The sequence below is a fragment of the Silvimonas iriomotensis genome (genome assembly GCF_014645535.1).
Lineage (GTDB): Bacteria > Pseudomonadota > Gammaproteobacteria > Burkholderiales > Chitinibacteraceae > Silvimonas > Silvimonas iriomotensis.
In genome coordinates, this window is the sequence record NZ_BMLX01000005.1 from 106,273 (window position 1) to 123,894 (window position 17,622).

The 17,622-nt window shown below is 60.9% G+C and carries 11 protein-coding genes; 9 read left to right on the top strand and 2 right to left on the bottom strand.

From position 1 onward, the window contains the following. Positions 1-171 precede the first annotated feature (171 nt). The 3 genes from IEX57_RS16380 to IEX57_RS16390 all read left to right on the top strand — a co-directional run bounded on the left by IEX57_RS16380 (position 172) and on the right by IEX57_RS16390 (position 3,417). Positions 172-2,358 carry a prolyl oligopeptidase family serine peptidase gene (locus tag IEX57_RS16380; RefSeq protein ID WP_188705527.1) on the top strand — a complete coding sequence of 729 codons (2,187 nt, stop codon included), beginning with the start codon at positions 172-174 and terminating at the stop codon, positions 2,356-2,358. A gap of 79 nt (positions 2,359-2,437) precedes the next feature. Further along, the gene (gene arsC, locus IEX57_RS16385; RefSeq protein WP_188705529.1) at positions 2,438-2,869 is read left to right on the top strand and encodes an arsenate reductase (glutaredoxin); all 432 of its coding nucleotides are present in this window, start codon (positions 2,438-2,440) and stop codon (positions 2,867-2,869) included. A gap of 8 nt (positions 2,870-2,877) precedes the next feature. Further along, positions 2,878-3,417 (top strand): methylated-DNA--[protein]-cysteine S-methyltransferase, encoded by a 540-nt coding sequence (locus tag IEX57_RS16390; protein ID WP_229709068.1) that lies wholly within the window; start codon positions 2,878-2,880, stop codon positions 3,415-3,417. On the opposite strand, the gene IEX57_RS16395 is transcribed toward IEX57_RS16390, so the two are convergent. After that, positions 3,418-4,278: a DMT family transporter gene (locus IEX57_RS16395; RefSeq protein ID WP_188705532.1), complete on the bottom strand. Its 861-nt coding sequence runs from the start codon at positions 4,276-4,278 to the stop codon at positions 3,418-3,420. A 480-nt stretch (positions 4,279-4,758) separates the two neighbouring features. On the opposite strand from IEX57_RS16395, the gene IEX57_RS16400 reads away from it, so the two are divergent. The 6 genes from IEX57_RS16400 to IEX57_RS16425 all read left to right on the top strand — a co-directional run bounded on the left by IEX57_RS16400 (position 4,759) and on the right by IEX57_RS16425 (position 14,399). Continuing rightward, positions 4,759-6,159 (top strand): NarK family nitrate/nitrite MFS transporter, encoded by a 1,401-nt coding sequence (locus IEX57_RS16400; protein WP_229709069.1) that lies wholly within the window; start codon positions 4,759-4,761, stop codon positions 6,157-6,159. Between the two features lie 136 nt (positions 6,160-6,295). Next, the gene (locus IEX57_RS16405; RefSeq protein WP_188705536.1) at positions 6,296-10,048 is read left to right on the top strand and encodes a nitrate reductase subunit alpha; all 3,753 of its coding nucleotides are present in this window, start codon (positions 6,296-6,298) and stop codon (positions 10,046-10,048) included. Between the two features lie 676 nt (positions 10,049-10,724). Then, positions 10,725-12,284: a nitrate reductase subunit beta gene (narH, locus tag IEX57_RS16410; RefSeq protein ID WP_188705539.1), complete on the top strand. Its 1,560-nt coding sequence runs from the start codon at positions 10,725-10,727 to the stop codon at positions 12,282-12,284. Next, the gene (narJ, locus tag IEX57_RS16415) at positions 12,274-12,975 is read left to right on the top strand and encodes a nitrate reductase molybdenum cofactor assembly chaperone (protein ID WP_188705541.1); all 702 of its coding nucleotides are present in this window, start codon (positions 12,274-12,276) and stop codon (positions 12,973-12,975) included. The genes narH and narJ overlap by 11 nt, the downstream gene beginning before the upstream one ends. Further along, a complete protein-coding gene (gene narI, locus IEX57_RS16420; RefSeq protein ID WP_188705542.1) occupies positions 12,972-13,676 on the top strand; it encodes a respiratory nitrate reductase subunit gamma in 705 nt (234 codons plus the stop codon). Before narJ ends, narI begins: the two co-directional genes overlap by 4 nt. A 3-nt stretch (positions 13,677-13,679) precedes the next feature. Further along, positions 13,680-14,399 (top strand): peptidylprolyl isomerase, encoded by a 720-nt coding sequence (locus IEX57_RS16425; RefSeq protein WP_188705544.1) that lies wholly within the window; start codon positions 13,680-13,682, stop codon positions 14,397-14,399. Between the two features lie 4 nt (positions 14,400-14,403). On the opposite strand, the gene IEX57_RS16430 is transcribed toward IEX57_RS16425, so the two are convergent. Next, positions 14,404-17,583 carry a bifunctional diguanylate cyclase/phosphodiesterase gene (locus IEX57_RS16430; RefSeq protein ID WP_188705545.1) on the bottom strand — a complete coding sequence of 1,060 codons (3,180 nt, stop codon included), beginning with the start codon at positions 17,581-17,583 and terminating at the stop codon, positions 14,404-14,406. Positions 17,584-17,622: the final 39 nt, after the last annotated feature.

Consider the following 17,622-nt stretch of genomic DNA (forward strand, 5'->3'; position numbering starts at 1 on the left):
CAGGGCAAAACACAGCGGCACACATACCGTTGTCATTGAAAACAAGTGGTCTGAGTGGCATCGCCGTCATCCTTGCCACGCCTTGCCCGTTAATGGCATACCGCAAGCATTGCTTTGCTTTATTTATCCGGTCTTCCCCGATACGCACACCCCGTCACCCAGGAGTACACAATGGCAAGTCAAGGCTGGCAGCGTAGAGACGTTCTGAAAATCCTGGGCGCGATGCCTTTGCTGACCAGTTTGCCGACGTGGGCCGCCATTGCGCGGCCGCCTGCGGCGCGGGTCAAGCCGGTGACTGAAGTCTTGTGGGGTCAGCACATCACCGACCCGTACCGCTGGATGGAAAACACCGCCTCCCCGGAATGGCAACAGTGGTTGAAGGGTCAGGCGCAATACGCGCGGCAGGTGCTGGATGGGATTCCGGGCCGGGCGGCGCTGGCGCTGCGTTTATCTGAACTATCCGCGGGGGCGGAAGCGCCTGAAGCGATCATTCCTGCGGCAGGCCGGCTTTTTTATTCCAAGCGCCCCAAAAACGGCAGTAACTTCAAACTGTTCATGCGCAATGACGGGGACGCCACCGAGCATTTGCTGATTGACCCGACCACCATCCAGATTGAAGGCTCGCACGCGGCGCTGGACTGGTGGCTGCCCTCCCCCAACGGCAAATACGTGGTCTATGGCATTTCCAAAGCCGGTTCAGAAAATTCTGTGCTGCGCGTGCTGGAGATCGAGACCCACACCGATCTGCCGGAAGAAATAGACCGCACGCACCAGGCCGGCCCCAGCTGGTTGCCCGACAGCAGCGGCTTTTTCTATAACCGCTTTGCGCCAGGTCGCCAGCCCACTGATCTGAACTACCAGCAAGACAGCGCCAACTGGCTGCACAAACTGGGCACGCCCGTCAGCAGCGATCAACGCATGCTGGCTGGCCAGCAATGGCCGGGGGTGGATGTGGACCCGATCGAGTTCCCGTTCATTCAGACTGATCCGGCCTCTGACTATGTACTAGCGGCGTCGATGGGGGGTGTGCGCCTGGCCAATCCCTGGTACTGCGCAAAACTGGCAGATGTGCTGGCTGGCAACCCGGGCTGGCGCAAGGTCTGCGATGTCGGCGACGACGTGAACAACGTGATCCAGCGCGGTGATCGACTGTATATGCTGAGCACGCACGGTGCGGCGCAGAACGGCCAGATTCTCAGCACCAGCGCAGCAGCGCCGGATATCAAGGCCGCCGAGGTTGTCCGCCCCGCTGGCGATGTGGTTGTCAGCGCCATGACCCTGGCGCGGGATGGCCTGTATCTGCAATTGATGGATGGCGGTTACAACACCCTGATCCGCATTGATGATGCCGGCCAGAGTCTGGAAATCAAGCTGCCGTACGAGGGCTCGGTTGATGGCCTGAGTACACTCTCAACCATGGATGGCGCGTGGTTTCTCGGCTCCAGCTGGCTGGTGCCCCCCACCGTGTTCCGTTACGACCCCGCGACGGGCCAGACCAGCGATACCGGCCTCGTATCGCAGCCGGATGTCGATCTCTCGCCTTATGAGGCCCACCGCACCTTTGCCATCGCCCGCGACGGCACGCGCGTGCCGCTGTCGATCGTGTCGAAAAAGGGTCTGAAGCGCGATGGCAAGAACCCGACGCGGGTAGAGGCTTATGGCTCTTACCAGATCGTCAGTTCGCCGTATTTCTCTACCCGGTTTATCTCTTTCCTGGAGCAAGGCGGCGTGATGGCGGCCGCGCATGTGCGTGGCGGTGGCGAGTACGGCAAACGCTGGTGGCAAGCCGGCAAGGGCCCCAACAAACCCAATACCTGGCGCGATCTGATCGATTGCTGCAAAAGCCTGATCAAGGATGGCTGGACAGACCCGCAGCATCTGGCGATTGAGGGTGGCTCTGCCGGTGGCATTACAGTGGGCAGAGCAATGACCGAAGCACCGGAGCTGTTTGCCGTGGTGGTGTCTGATGTCGGCTCATCCAATCCCGTGCGGATGGAGTTCTCGCCCAACGGGCCGGACAATATCGACGAATTTGGCAGCATCAAAACCGCAGCCGGTTTCAAGGACTTGCTGGCCATGGATTCCACCCAGCATGTGAAAAACGGCGTCAGATACCCGGCGGTGCTGCTGACCACGGGTGTGAATGATCCACGCGTGGCACCGTGGGAAGTCAGCAAGATGGCGGCGCGCCTGCAAAAAGCGACAACCTCCGGCAAGCCGGTCATTCTGAGTGTGGATTACGATGCCGGCCATGGCCTGGGGTCGTCGCGCAAACAGATTGATGAGCAAATGGCCGACGAATACGCCTTTATCTTCTGGCAGACCGGCGTGAAGGCGTTCCAGCCACGCAAAGGTTGACGAGTTGCGGTAGCATCACCCACGCCTGCCGGTGTAATGCCTGGCAGGCGTTTTTCATTTCTACCGGGGTAACCGCAGCATGACCGTCACCATTTATCACAACCCGTCCTGCGGTACCTCACGCAATACGCTGGCGCTGATCCGCAACGCCGGGATCGAACCCGAAGTGATCCTGTACCTGCAAACCCCGCCGGACCGCGCCCAGTTGACTGCGCTGCTGGCCGCCATGGACATGACACCGCGCGCCTTGCTGCGCAAAAAGGGTGAGGTGTACGAATCGCTGCAACTGGACAACCCGGCCCTTGGCGACGACCCATTGCTGGACGCCATGCTGGCGCACCCGATCCTGATTGAACGGCCGATTGTGGTCACACCGCTGGGCACGCGGCTGTGCCGGCCCTCTGAACGCGTGCTTGATATCCTGCCCGCCGCGCAACAAGGGCCGTTTGCCAAAGAAGATGGCGAAGTGGTCATCGACGCCGACGGCCGCCGCGTGGCCCCTAAAGCTTGATTGTCCGCATGGGTCAGCACGGGCCGATTGCGCGTCACACCTTTGCAACCCGTCTGGGCACGATGATCGCCTGCGCGACCGACCGCGGTTTGTGCTTGCTGGAATTCATCGAGCGCCCGACGCTGGCCAAAGAATACGCGGACCTGAGCCGCCTGCTGACCGCACCGGTGATCGACGCCCCGCACGACTACACGCGAGAAGCAGAACAGCAGATCAACGCCTGGTTTGCCGGCCAGCGGCTGGACTTTGATCTGCCGCTGGATATGCCTGGCACCGCGTTTCAGCAGCAGGTCTGGCAAGCCCTGCTGGCCCTGCCCTTTGGCAGCACGGCCAGTTATCAGCAACAGGCCGAACGGATCGGCCGGCCCGATGCCGCCCGTGCAGTGGGCGCCGCCAACGGGCAGAATCGGCTGGCGGTGATCGTGCCTTGCCACCGGGTGTTTGCCAAAAATGGCAATCTGACCGGCTATGGCGGCGGTATTGAACGCAAACGCTGGTTGCTGGCGCACGAGGCAAGCGGCCTGGCGCGCCAGCAAATTCAGCGCTGATCAACCGCCCGGCTTTTTCACCCGGAACACCACCAGCAAACCGGCAATGATGATGCCCATGCCCAGCATGGCCCATCCGGTGAGCGCATTACCCAGCACCAGGTAATCCAGCAATGCAGTCACCACGGGCACCAGATAAAACAGGCTGGTCACGTTCACCAGATTGCCGCTGGCCATCATGCGGTACAACAGCATCTGCGCCCCGACCGATACCACCAGCCCCAACCACAGCACCGAGACCAGCACCGTCCAGTGCCATTGAACATGCATGGGCTGGACGGCACCCAGTATCAGGCACACGCCAAGGCTCATGGCGCATTGCAAGGGCAGTACCACACCCGGCGATTGCTTGACCCGGCTTTGCACCAGCGCACCCAGGGTCATGCATGCCAGCGCGCCCAGTGAAAACACCACGCCCGCCGCAGACAAGTGCGCCACGATAAGGCTTTGCCACACCACCAGCGCCAGCCCGGACAGTGCCAGCAGCAAGCCGGCCAGCCGTGCCGGCGCAAAATGCCGTTCGGTCACCAGCAAAGTCAGCACGGGTTGCGTGCCCAGCACGGTGGCCAGCACCCCGGGCGTCATACCGTGGGCCATGGCCTGGAAATAACATACCGAGTAGCAGCTCATCATCAGCAAGCCGCCACCGGCTACCCGCCAGCGCGTGCCTGGCGCCGGCAGCCAGCGCCTGTCGCGCCAGCCCAGTACCAGCAAAGCGCCCAGCGCCAGCGCAAAACGCAGCGCCAGCAAGGCCATCACAGAGGCATGATTCAGCCCCCAACGGGTAAACAGGGGTGCACTGCTCCAGAGCAGCACAAAGAAAGTCATGGGCGCGGCCCAGGACAAAGTACGGATATTCATGGGAAATCCCGTCTGCAAAAAGTCGGATAGCCCCAGACCGCGCCACAGCGGGCGCTGTTAGAACAACACAAGGGTCAGGGGAAAGAAGCGGCGCGGATCAGCGCACTGCCACGGCACGTGGTGGTGCCAGGGCAAGCACTGCGGCCACTGCAACGACAGCCACTGCAGACGGCGGGGACATGTTCACACGCGCAAGCGCATGCGCCGGCTGCGGGGCCGGTTGTGCTGCGATGCGCTGGGCGGTTGCAAACATGAAGAAGTCTCTTGAAACGGGGATGAATCCAGTGCGCTTATGCTAACAGAATTCCGGCGTGGCGGTTCAACCCCTGTGCAACGCTGTCGGTGCAATCCTGCAGGCAAAGAGTCTGACCGCTGCTTGCAAGTGCCAACACCATGCCACTTGCCAGCTTGCAATCAGGGTAATGCTGGCTATTGTTAGAAACGCTTTGGCTGACATTGACACTTCTGACAGGGGGCGCTGTGGCACACCGGATCACGCGATGGGAACCCAACAACCCCGCCTTCTGGGAAAGCGAAGGCGAACGCGTTGCCAAGCGCAATTTGTGGATATCCATCCCCTGTCTGTTGCTGGCGTTTTCCACCTGGGTGGTGTGGAGCGTGGTGGTCCTGAAAATGCCGCAAGTGGGCTTTCACTACACCAAAAACCAGCTGTTCATGCTGACTGCCCTGCCCAATCTGTCTGGCGCCACGCTACGGATTTTCTACAGCTTTATGCCCTCGCTCATTGGCGGGCGCAAGTGGACCACCCTCTCCACCGCCAGTTTGCTGATCCCCTCGATCTGGCTGGGTTTTGCGCTGCAAGATCCGAACACGCCGTTCTCGGTCATGTTGATCATTGCGCTGTTGTGCGGCTTTGGCGGCGGCAATTTCTCCAGTTCCATGGCCAACATTGCGTGGTTTTTCCCCAAAGAGCGCAAAGGCTGGGCCAATGGCATGAATGCGGGCCTGGGTAATCTGGGGGTGTCGGTCATGCAGTTTCTGGTGCCCATTGTCATCACCATGGGCATCTTTGGCGCGCTGGGCGGCCAGCCGCAAACGTATACCCAGAACGGCGCCGAGCATCAGATGTGGCTGCAGAACGCCGGTTTCATCTGGGTACCGCTGGTGATTGCCGCCACGCTGGCGGCCTGGTTCGGCATGAATGATCTGGCCGTGGCAGAAGCCACGGTGGCTGAGCAAGCGGTCATTTTCAAACGGCTGGATAACTGGCTGATGTGCTGGTTGTATCTGGGTACGTTCGGCAGCTTTATCGGCTTTTCCGCTGGCTTTGCCTTGCTGACCAAAACCCAGTTCCCCGAGATCAACGTCACCGACTACGCCTTTATCGGCCCCTTGATCGGCGCCATTATCCGCCCGGTGGGCGGCACGGTGTCCGACAAACTGGGCGGCGGCGCGCGCGTGACCATGTGGGTGTTTGTGCTGATGGCCGCCGCCATTTTTGGCGTGCTGTCTTTCCTGCCGCACACCGGGGCCGATGGCAACCCGGTCGGTGGCAGTTTCTGGGGTTTTTTCCTGATGTTCCAGGCGCTGTTCCTGCTCTCTGGCATTGGCAATGGTTCGACCTACAAGATGATCCCGGTGATCTTTCCGCGCCTGGCCAAAAAAGCGGCCGAAGGCAAAGACGAAGCCGCGCAGAAAAAAGCCTTGCTGGATGGTGCAGTCGAAGCGGCCGCTGCCGGCGGGTTTATCAGCGCGATCGGCGCGTATGGCGGGTATTTCATCCCGCAAAGTTTCGGGGTGTCGATGGATGCCACCGGCTCGGCCGAAGCAGCCCTTTACGCCTTCATCGTGTTCTACATCACCTGCGTGTTGCTGTGCTGGTGGCGCTACGCCCGCAAGGGCGCAGCCATGCCGTGCTGAACAGGAGCTGCGAAAAGCGAAACGTGAAATGTGAACGGTGAAAAGCAAACCCGTGCATGCGCGGTTTTCCGGTTCATTGTTCACCCTTCACACCGGCTTTTCACACTCCCCACCCACTGTTCTACCGGGGCAAGTCATGAGTCATTTTCTTGATCGCCTGACCTATTTCAGCCAGAAGCGCGAGCCGTTTTCCAATGGCCATGGCGAGTTGCGTGCCGAAGACCGGCAGTGGGAAGAGGCCTATCGCCTGCGCTGGCAGCACGACAAGATCGTGCGCTCTACCCATGGCGTGAACTGTACGGGCTCCTGTTCCTGGAAAATCTATGTCAAGGGCGGGATTGTGACGTGGGAAACCCAGCAGACCGACTACCCGCGCACGCGCCCGGATATGCCCAATCACGAGCCGCGCGGATGCTCACGCGGGGCGTCGTACAGCTGGTATCTGTACAGCGCCAACCGCATCAAATACCCCATGATCCGTGGCCGCTTGCTGCGGTTGTGGCGCGAGGCGCGCAAAACACTGGCGCCGGTAGAGGCCTGGAAATCCATCGTGGAAGACCCGGCCAAAACGCAGCAATACAAGGAAATCCGCGGGCGGGGCGGCTTTGTGCGGGCAACGTGGGAAGAAGCCAACGAGATCGTCGCCGCCGCCAATATCCACACCATCAAGACCTGGGGGCCAGACCGGGTTGTCGGGTTCTCGCCCATTCCGGCCATGAGCATGGTCAGCTATGCCGCTGGCGGCCGTTACCTGAGCCTGCTGGGCGGCACGCTGATGTCGTTTTACGACTGGTACTGCGACCTGCCGCCGTCCAGCCCGCAAACCTGGGGCGAGCAAACCGATGTGCCGGAATCGGCCGACTGGTACAACTCTGCCTTCATCATTGCCTGGGGTTCCAACGTGCCGCAAACGCGCACGCCGGACGCCCATTTCTTTGTCGAGGCCCGCTACAACGGCACCAAGATTGTGGCGGTGACGCCGGATTACTCTGAAGTCGCCAAGCTGTCTGATATCTGGCTGCACCCCAAACAAGGCACGGATGCCGCGCTGGGCATGGCCATGGGTCATGTCATCCTGACCGAGTTTTTCGTGCAGCGGACCGTGCCCTACTTTGATGACTACTGCCGCCGCCTGACCGATCTGCCCATGCTGGTGCAGCTAAAAAAACAGGGCGAACACTGGGTGGCAGACCGCTTCTTGCGGGCTTCTGATTTTGCTGATCATCTGGGCCAGGCCAATAACCCGGACTGGAAAACAGTCGGTTTTGACGAAACCAGCCAGCGTTTTGTCGCGCCGCAAGGCTCGATTGGTTATCGCTGGGGTCAGCAGGTAGAAGGCGATCTGGGCAAATGGAACCTGGAGCAAAAAGACGGCGCCGGGGCCGAGGTAAAACTGGCGCTGAGTTTGCAGGCGCACAGGGATGACGTCCTTGGCGTGGCCTTCCCCTACTTTGGCGCACAGGAACACGAATACTTTACCCACAACGATCAGGGTGGCGACGTCCTGGTGCGGCATGTGCCGGTCAAACGCGTGGGCGAGACCCTGGTCACCACGGTGTTTGACCTGATGTGCGCCAATTACGGGGTGGATCGGGGTCTGGGTGGCCAGGCCGCCGGCAGCTACGACGATGACATTGCCTACACCCCGAAGTGGCAGGAAAAGATCACCGGTGTCCCGCCGGAAAAAGTGATCGAAGTCGCCCGCCAGTTTGCGCAGAGCGCCGAGAAAACCGAAGGCCGCAGCATGGTGATCATCGGCGCGGCCATGAATCACTGGTATCACCAGGACATGAACTACCGCGCCGCCATCAACATGCTGATGCTGTGCGGTTGTATTGGCAAAAGCGGCGGCGGCTGGGCGCATTACGTGGGCCAGGAAAAACTGCGCCCGCAAACCGGCTGGACCGCGCTGGCGTTTGCGCTGGACTGGGCCCGCCCGCCACGCCATATGAACAGCACGTCGTTCTTTTACGCCCATACCGATCAATGGCGTTACGAGACCCTGACCACGGCCGAAGTGCTCTCGCCGCTGGCCGACACCGGCCGTTATGGCAAGACGCTGATCGACTGCAACGTGCGCGCCGAACGCATGGGCTGGCTGCCTTCATCGCCGCAGATCAACACCAACCCGCTCAGCGTGGCCGCCAAAGCCGCCGCGGCCGGGGTCGAGCCCAAAGACTGGCTGGTGCAACAACTGCAATCCGGCCAGACCCGCATGGCGTGCGAAGACCCGGATGCGCCGGAGAATTTCCCGCGCAACCTGTTTGTCTGGCGCTCCAACCTGTTTGGTTCATCGGGCAAGGGGCACGAGTATTTCCTCAAGCATTTTGTCGGCGCGCAGCATGGCATCCAGCAAGGTGACATGGGCGAAACCGGCGGCGAAAAACCGGAAGAAGTGGTCTGGCACGACAAGGCGCCAGAAGGAAAACTGGACCTGATCACCACGCTGGATTTTCGCATGAGCACCACCTGTCTTTATTCAGACATCGTGCTGCCCACCGCCACCTGGTATGAGAAAAACGACCTCAACACCAGCGATATGCATCCGTTTATCCACCCGCTGTCAGCCGCCGTTGACCCGATCTGGCAAAGCCGTAGCGACTGGGAAATCTACAAGGGTTTCGCGAAGAAATTCTCAGAACTCGTCCCCGGCCACCTGGGTCTGGAAAAAGACCTGGTGCTGGTCCCGCTGCAACACGACACCCCGGGCGAACTGGCGCAACCCTTTGACGTGCTGGACTGGAAAAAGGGCGAGTGCGAACTGGTCCCCGGCAAAACCGCACCCAATATGGTGGTGGTCGAACGCGACTACCCCAACGTCTACAAGCGCTTCACCGCCCTGGGCCCTTTGATGAAAAAGCTGGGCAATGGCGGCAAGGGCATCAACTGGAACACCGAGCATGAGGTTGATGGCCTGGGCAAGCTGAACCGGATCGTCACCGAAGAAGGCATCAGCAAGGGCTTGCCGCGCATCGAAACCGACATTGATGCCGCCGAGACCATCATGCAACTGGCGCCGGAAACCAATGGCGAAGTGGCAGTAAAAGCCTGGCAAGCGCTGGAGAAATTCACCGGCCGCCAGCACAGCCACCTGGCCGACGTGCGCGAAGACGAGAAAATCCGCTATCGGGATATCCAGGCGCAACCGCGCAAGATCATCAGTTCGCCCACCTGGTCCGGTATCGAGAGTGAACATGTGAGCTACACCGCCGGTTACACCAACGTGCATGAGCTGATCCCCTGGCGCACGTTGTCGGGCCGGCAGCAGTTTTACCAGGACCACCGCTGGATGATCGACTTTGGCGAAGGCCTTGTGAGCTATCGCCCGCCGATCGACACCCGCACCGTCGCCCCGCTCAAGGGCAAGCACGCCAATGGTTTTCCGGAGATCACCCTCAACTTCATCACGCCGCACCAGAAATGGGGCATCCACTCCACCTACACCGACAACCTGATCATGCTCACGCTCAGCCGCGGCGGGCCGATTGTGTGGCTGTCTGAAGTGGATGCAAAAAAGGTGGGCATTGAAGACAACGACTGGATCGAACTCTTCAACGTCAACGGCGCCATCGCCGCCCGCGCCGTGGTCAGCCAGCGGGTGAAAGAAGGCATGTGCATGATGTACCACGCCCAGGAAAAGATCGTGAACGTGCCGGTGTCTGAAGTCACCAGACACCGCGGCGGCATTCATAACTCCGTCACCCGCGCCGTGCTCAAACCCACGCACATGATTGGCGGCTATGCACAGTTGTCTTACGGCTTTAACTACTACGGCACCGTCGGCTCCAACCGCGACGAATTCGTGATCGTGCGCAAAATGAACCGCGTGAACTGGGCCGATGCCGATGAAGACCACGTGAAAGGGCTTGATCCGGACAAGGCGACGTAAGACGGGTCTGGGTGGTGCCTTTGACGGCTTTGCTGGATCCCCCCGCCAAGGTCGGGAATGACGAAGTGAAGGGGTGAACCGGTCAATCTTGCGAATCGTGGTTTGTGGGATTGGGGGTGTTTTGAGGTGCCTTTACCAAGCCTGATATCGCCGCTGGATTCCTGCCTGCGCAGGAATGACGAGGCGGTGGCATGCAGGCGCAGTAGATATCGCCTTCGCCTTTGCTTTTCGGGATCGCGGTTGCAGTTGATTTTCGGGGTTGCTGTTGCTGTTGCTGTTGCTGTTGCTGTTGCAGTTGGGGCTGCTTTTGACGTCGGGCCCCTTTGACAGCGCCGAGCATCGCAGCAAGGCGCGGGGTTTCGGCGCAAGGGTGTTTGAGGGCTTTAGCCCGAGTTCCCTGGAGCCAGCCGCGGCTTGCGAGAAGCGCAGGGAACTCGCGCAGCGAGCGCAGTCGCAGGGGTCGCCTTTTCTTTGGTTACTTTCTTTTGGCGAAGCAAAAGAAAGTAACGTGCTCCGGCCACCGCCGGTATCAAAACACCGCGCCGCAAGGCGCTAACAACGCATTGCAACGGTGGATTATCGCTATCACGCCGAGATCCCCCCTGCAGCGCGCATTGCAAAGGCCAGCACCAGTGCAACCAGCGCCGCACTCAAGCGCTACGGAGAACACACGAAAATGAAAGTCCGCGCCCAAATCGCCATGGTGTTGAACCTGGACAAATGCATCGGCTGCCATACCTGTTCGGTCACCTGTAAAAACGTGTGGACCAGCCGGCTGGGCGTGGAATACGCCTGGTTCAACAATGTCGAGACCAAGCCCGGTGTCGGTTACCCCAAAGACTGGGAAAACCAGGAACACTGGAACGGCGGCTGGACGCGCAAGGACAACGGCAAACTCAAGCTCAAGCAAGGCAGCCGGCTGCAGATTCTGCTCAATCTGTTTGGCAACCCCAACCTGCCAGAGATCGACGACTACTACGAGCCGTTCACGTTCGATTACGAATACCTGCAAACCGCGCCAGAGATGAAAACCCAGCCGGTGGCGCGGCCGATTTCCATCCTGACCGGCAAGCGCATGGAAAAGATCGAATGGGGCCCGAACTGGGAGGAAATCCTGGGCGGCGAGTTTGCCAAACGCAGCCAGGACTACAACTTTGAGTCCGTGCAAAAAGAGATCTACGGCGAGTTTGAAAACACCTTCATGATGTACCTGCCGCGCCTGTGCGAGCACTGCCTGAACCCGGCGTGCGTGGCGTCCTGTCCGTCCGGTTCCATCTACAAGCGCGAAGAAGACGGCATTGTGCTGATCGATCAGGACAAATGCCGTGGCTGGCGCATGTGCGTGTCCGGCTGCCCGTACAAGAAGATCTATTACAACTGGTCTTCCGGCAAGGCCGAGAAATGCATCTTCTGCTATCCGCGGATCGAGGCCGGCCAGCCCACCGTGTGTTCAGAAACCTGTGTGGGCCGCATCCGCTATCTGGGTGTGTTGCTGTATGACGCAGACCGTATTGAAGAAGCCGCCAGCGCCGAAAACCCGCAGTCCTTGTACGAGGAACAACTGGGGATTTTCCTCGACCCGCACTCCGAGGCAGTGCGGGAACAGGCGCGCAAGGACGGTGTGCCGGAAAACTGGCTGGACGCCGCGCAGCACTCGCCCGTGTACAAGATGGCGGTGGAATGGAAAATCGCCTTCCCGCTGCACCCGGAATACCGCACCTTGCCCATGGTCTGGTACGTGCCGCCGCTCTCGCCCATCCAGGCCCGCGCCAATGCCGGCGAAGTGGGCGTGAACGGGCATATTCCGGATGTAAACAGCCTGCGCATTCCGGTGCGTTATCTGGCCAACCTGCTCACCGCTGGCGCTGAGGCGCCCGTGGTGTCGGCACTGGAACGCATGCTGGCCATGCGCGCGTTCTTCCGCCAGCGCCAGCTGGAAGGCACGGATGACCTGCCGTTGCTGGATCAGGTCAACATGAGCCTCAACCAGGTGGAGGACATGCACCGTTATCTGGCCATTGCCAATTACGAAGACCGGTTTGTCATCCCCAGCACGCATCGCGAATACGCAGAAAACGCCTACCAGATGCGCGGCGACTGCGGGTTCTCGTTTGGCAATGGTTGTTCTGATGGCACGACAGAAACCAGTTTGTTTGGCGGCAAGATGGGCACCAAGAAAGTCTTCCCGCTCAAGACCATTGCCGGTAACTCGCCGGAGAACACCATTGACCACTGAAACCGGCCCGCACACCCTGCCCCTGCGCGCGCTGGCGGCCTTGCTGGGTTATCCGGCCCGGGACATGGTCGCGGCGGTGGTGCCCATCCACGACGTGCTGATGAGCAGCCGTTTGCTGGCTCAGCCGCAGAAAGAACGCCTGATCCCGCTGTGCACCCGGCTGGCCACCAGCGATTTGCTGGATGCCGAAGAAAACTGGGTAAACCTGTTTGAGCGCGGCCGGCGTACGTCGTTGCACTTGTTTGAACACCTGCACGGCGAGTCACGCGATCGCGGCTCGGCCATGGTTGATCTGCTGCAAACCTATGAAACCGCCGGCTTGTATCTGCAAGACGGCGAACTGCCGGACTACCTGCCCGCGCTGCTGGAGTTCTGCAGTTGTGTGGACATGAAAACTGCGCAGACCCTGATTGCCGACTGCGCCCACCTGTTGCGCCCGCTGGGTGAAACCCTGCTGGCCAAAGGCAGTGACTACGCCGCCATCTTTGAGGCCATCTTGCAGCTGGGCCGGCAGGACGGGCTGGACTGGACCCGCGCCGCGCCGCCGCCCGAGCTCGAAGACATTGATAAAGAGTGGCAGGAAGAACCCGCCTTTGGCCACCAGAACACCCGTTGCGGTAACGAACCAGTTACCCAGACCATCCAGTTCATGTCCCAACCGGCCGCGCGCCGATCAGGAGCCTCATCATGACCGATCCCTGGTGGCATCAGTTTCTGTTCGGGTTTTATCCCTACATTGCGCTGACCATGTTTTTTGTGGGCAGCCTGGTGCGCTTTGACCGCGAGCAATACACGTGGGAAAGCGACTCGTCCCAGCTCTTGCGCAAACACCAGTTGCGGCTGGGCTCCATGCTGTTCCATCTGGGCGTGCTGGTGGTGTTCTTCGGCCATCTGGTCGGGTTCCTGATGCCGGAACCCATCGTACTGGCGCTGATGAGCCCGCATGTGCACGAAATGATGGCCATGGTGGCTGGCGGCGTTGCCGGCGTGTTCGCGCTGATCGGCATTACCGTGCTGGCCTGGCGGCGCTTTACCGAGCCGCGCATCTGGTCCAATACCCGAACGTCTGACGTGCTGGTGCTGGCGATCCTGTGGCTGCAACTGGCATTGGGGCTGTTGACGGTGGTGTTCTCGCTCAACAAGTTGCCCGGTTACAGCTTTGAAGTGCTGGTGCAATACGTGCAAGGCATCGTCACCTTCCGCCCCGGCAATGCCGATCTACTCATCGGCGTGCCCTGGGTCTACCAGGTGCATATCTTCCTGGGGCTGACGATCTTTCTGGTGTTTCCGTTTACCCGTCTGGTTCATATCTGGAGCGGCTTTGCCTCGGTGTTTTACCTGATCCGCCCGTACCAGATTGTCCGCACCCGCCGCCGCAGCCTGGAGCGTTAACTCATGCCGTTTGCCACCATCAATGATGTCCGTATCGAAGCGGCAGACCTGCACAGCCTGTCCAGTGCGGCGGTAGAAGAACTGTTGCGCCAGCGGGCGGTGGATGTAGGCCTGCTGACCGATGACGCCAGTGACGACGCGCTGGCCAGCGCGCTGGAACAGTTGCTGGAACAGGAAGTCCACGTGCCGGTGCCAGAGGCGGCTGAACTGGCGCGCTACTACGAAGCGCACCAAAGCCGTTACAGCGCCGGTGAACTGGTGTGGGCGTCGCATATTCTCTTGCAGATGACGCCCGGCATGCCGGTTCAGGCTCTGCTGGCCCGCGCCGAAGGCATTTTGCATTACGTGCAGGCGCATCCCGACCACTTTGAAGCCTCTGCCCGCGAGAACTCCAACTGCCCCTCTGCCGAAACCGGCGGCAATCTGGGCCAGTTGCAGCGTGGCGATACCGTGCCGGAGTTCGAACAATCGCTGTTTGCCGATCAATCAGTCGGCATCTGGCCGCAACTGGTCCGTACCCGCTACGGCTTTCATATCCTGCGCATTGACCGGCGGGAGCCGGGCAAGGTCATCCCGCTGGATGCCATTACCGGGCGCGTGCGCAAAGACCTGCAACGCCAGGCGCTGGACAAGGCCCTGGCACAGTACATCAGCGTGCTGGCCGGCGCGGCGAAGGTCGAAGGCGTGACGCTGGATCAGGCCACATCGCCACTCCTGAACTAGCGGGTTAGCCCAGCATGAATTCGGCAGCGGGCACCGCCTTGCCCCAGTGATAGCCCTGCCCCATATCGCAGCCGATCGCCTTCAGCCAGCCGGCCTGCTCGGCGGTTTCCACGCCTTCAGCCACCACCCGCATACCCATGCCATGCGCCATGGCAATGATGGACTGCACCAGCACTGCGCTGGAGGGCTTGTGGATCACGTCCTTGATGAACGAGCTGTCGATCTTGAGCGTGGTAATGGGGAAATGCGTCAGATAACTGAGCGCGGAGTACCCCGTACCGAAGTCATCCACCGCAATGTTCACGCCCATGGCGTAAATGGTTTCCAGCGTGCTGCGCGTGGCGGCGTGATCTTTCAGCAGCAGGCTTTCGGTCATTTCCAGTTCCAGCCAGCGCGGGGCACAGCCGGTCGCCGTCAGTGCCTTGCGCACGGTGGCGCCAATGTCGGCTTGCTGCACCTGGCGCGGCGAGATATTCACCGCCACATGCAGTTCGCGCGTGTGGCTGCGGTTCCACTCAACCGCCACCTTGCAGGCATCCAGCAGCACATATTCGCCAATCTCGATGATCAGCCCGGTATCTTCGGCAATGCCGATAAAGCTGTCCGGCGCCACCCAGCCGCGCTCGGGGTGATGCCAGCGCAGCAAGGCCTCGGCGCCGATCACTTCGCCGCTGCTGAAATCAAATTTGGGCTGGTAATACACCATCAGCTCGCCACGGGCCATGCTGCGGCGCAGATCGGTCTCCAGTCCCAGCCGTTCATGATCGCGCTGGCTGATTTCCCTGGAGTAAAACTGGAAGTTGTTGCGGCCCTTGGCTTTGGCGTCATACAGCGCGCCGTCGGCATTCTTGACCAGCGTTTCCGCCAAGTTGCCGTCTTGCGGGTAGACCGCAATGCCGATACTGCCGGTCACCACCAGCTCGCGCCCTTCCAGCGTCATGGGGGCGGCTAGCCGGCCCAGGATATGGCTGGCCAGTGAACTGAGGCGCGTTTCTTCGCGAATGCCCGGCAAGACCAGGATGAACTCGTCCCCCCCCAGCCGCGCCACGGTATCAGACGCGCGCACGCAGCTTTTCAGGCGCAGCGCGGTTTCGCACAACAGGTCATCACCGGCCGAATGCCCCAGCGTATCGTTGATGGTCTTGAAGCGGTCCAGATCCAGCATCATCACGCCGACCTTGTCGCTGTTGCGTTGCGCTGTCACCAGCGCCTGGGCGATGCGGTCGTTGAACAAGGCGCGGTTGGGCAGCCCGGTCAGCACATCGTAGAAAGCCAGCGAGTGGATTTTCTGGCGATACGCCAGCAACTCGGTGATATCGCGCCCGACGGCCAGCACCGACACCACATTGCCTTGTGGGTCGAATTCCGGGTTCAGCCGCATTTGCCAGGTTTTCAGCGGCTGGCCAAATTCAACGTCAATGACATCGGCCAGCCCGGTTTCCAGCACATTGGCCAGCGTGGCATTGAAGGCATCCGGATTGCGCAGCACCGAGCCCTCGGTCACTGGCTTGTTCACAACGTCGCTCAATAACTGGCCGGTGGCATCGGCAAATGCCTGGTTGGCGTAAAGCCGGCGCGTGTCGTGGTCGTACCGCACGATCAGGTCGGGCGAGTTCTCTGCCAGCGTGCGGAAATCCTGCTCGTGCGCCATCAATTGCGCCTGCACGCGCTTGAACTCGGTAATGTCGCGGCCAATGGTCAGCGCGCCGCGTACGCTGCCATCGGCATCGCGTTCGGCCACCAGCAAGATGTGATACGTGCGCGGCACCTCAAAAGGCGGCTGGATCACCAGTTCCACCTCATCGTCCGTGCCCATGGCGATCACTTTGCGCAGGGTCTTCAGAAAGGTTTTCTGGCTATTACCGGGAAACCGCTCGGGCGGAATGCGCTCGTTGGGATCGTCCGTGGTCTTGCCCAGAATCTGGTGCAGGTGCGAGTTCATATACAGAATCTCGCCACCCCGCCCGTAGCGGCATACCGCGTCGGGCGAGTTCTCGGCCAGCGCGCGGAACTCGCGTTCACGGTCTGCCAGCAGCCGCTCAACGCGCATGCGCTCAGTGATATCGGCCATCAGTTCGGCGTTGGCATGCTTGAGCGCAGCGGTGCGCTTGTCGACCAGCCGGCGGATTTCGACCGCCTGCATCGATTGCCGCCACAGCCAGGCCGTGGCCAGCAGGCTCAGCAAAACGCCGCCCAGCAATGTCATCAACGAGCCAACGTGGTTCACAAAGAACGGCATCGGCGCGTACACCACCACGTACCAGGACTGCCCGGCGACGGTAAACGTGCTGGCGCTGACCTCGGTGCTGTGCGGGGATAACCAGGCCGGCAACCAGCCCTGCGTCGGCGCCACTGGCGGCGGGCTGCCAATGCGGTAGGCCAGGTTGCGCTCATCCGCCGTCCTGCCCGCGTAAATACTCAGATCGACATGCGTTTTGGGATCGTACTCGCCCGCGCCGTCCAGCAAGGTTTTGAAGAGGCCTTCCGCGCGGAACACGGCGGCAGTGTCGCCAATGGGGGGCGAGCCGGGTGGCGCATTGCGCGCATACACCGGCATCAGCATCACAAAGCCCAGTCGCGACATGGCGCTTTGCCGCCCCTGCGCCAGTTGCAATAGCCCGGTAGACGCCGGCCGGCCGGTGGCCAGCGCGTTGGCCAGCGCGCTGCGCTCGGCCAGATTGCCCGTGACATCCAGCCCCAGCGCGGCCTCGTTACCCGCCAGCGGTTCCAGATAATCCACCACGGTATAGATCGGCCGGCGCGGGCTGGGCTCGACCTTGCCGTTTTGCAGTCGCGTGATCGTAAAACCGGGCCAGGTCTTGCGCATCTGCGCTTCATAAGCGGCCCGATCACTATCCAGGATCACCCGGTGAAAGTTGAGCGCCTGCACATAGGGATAGCGCGCCAGCAAGGGCCTGGAAAAGACGTGGAACTGCTCACGCGTGACGGGAGTGTCTACCGTGACAAACAGCTGGTTGATGACGACCAGCACTTGCGCCATGTCATCCAGCCCATCCCGCACGGCAAACACGCGCTCGTTGGCTTGCTGCCGGAAATCCAGCGAAACCCGGTCGTATTCAAGCTGCCCGACCGCCAGAAACAGCAGCGCGGTGACAGACAGCCCCGCCAGCAAGGCGAACAGGGCCGCATAGGGAAAAGCAAACAACCCGCGGGATCTGAACAAGTCAGCCGTCCTCTCTTGCCTGCGGACCGGGCAAAGCCA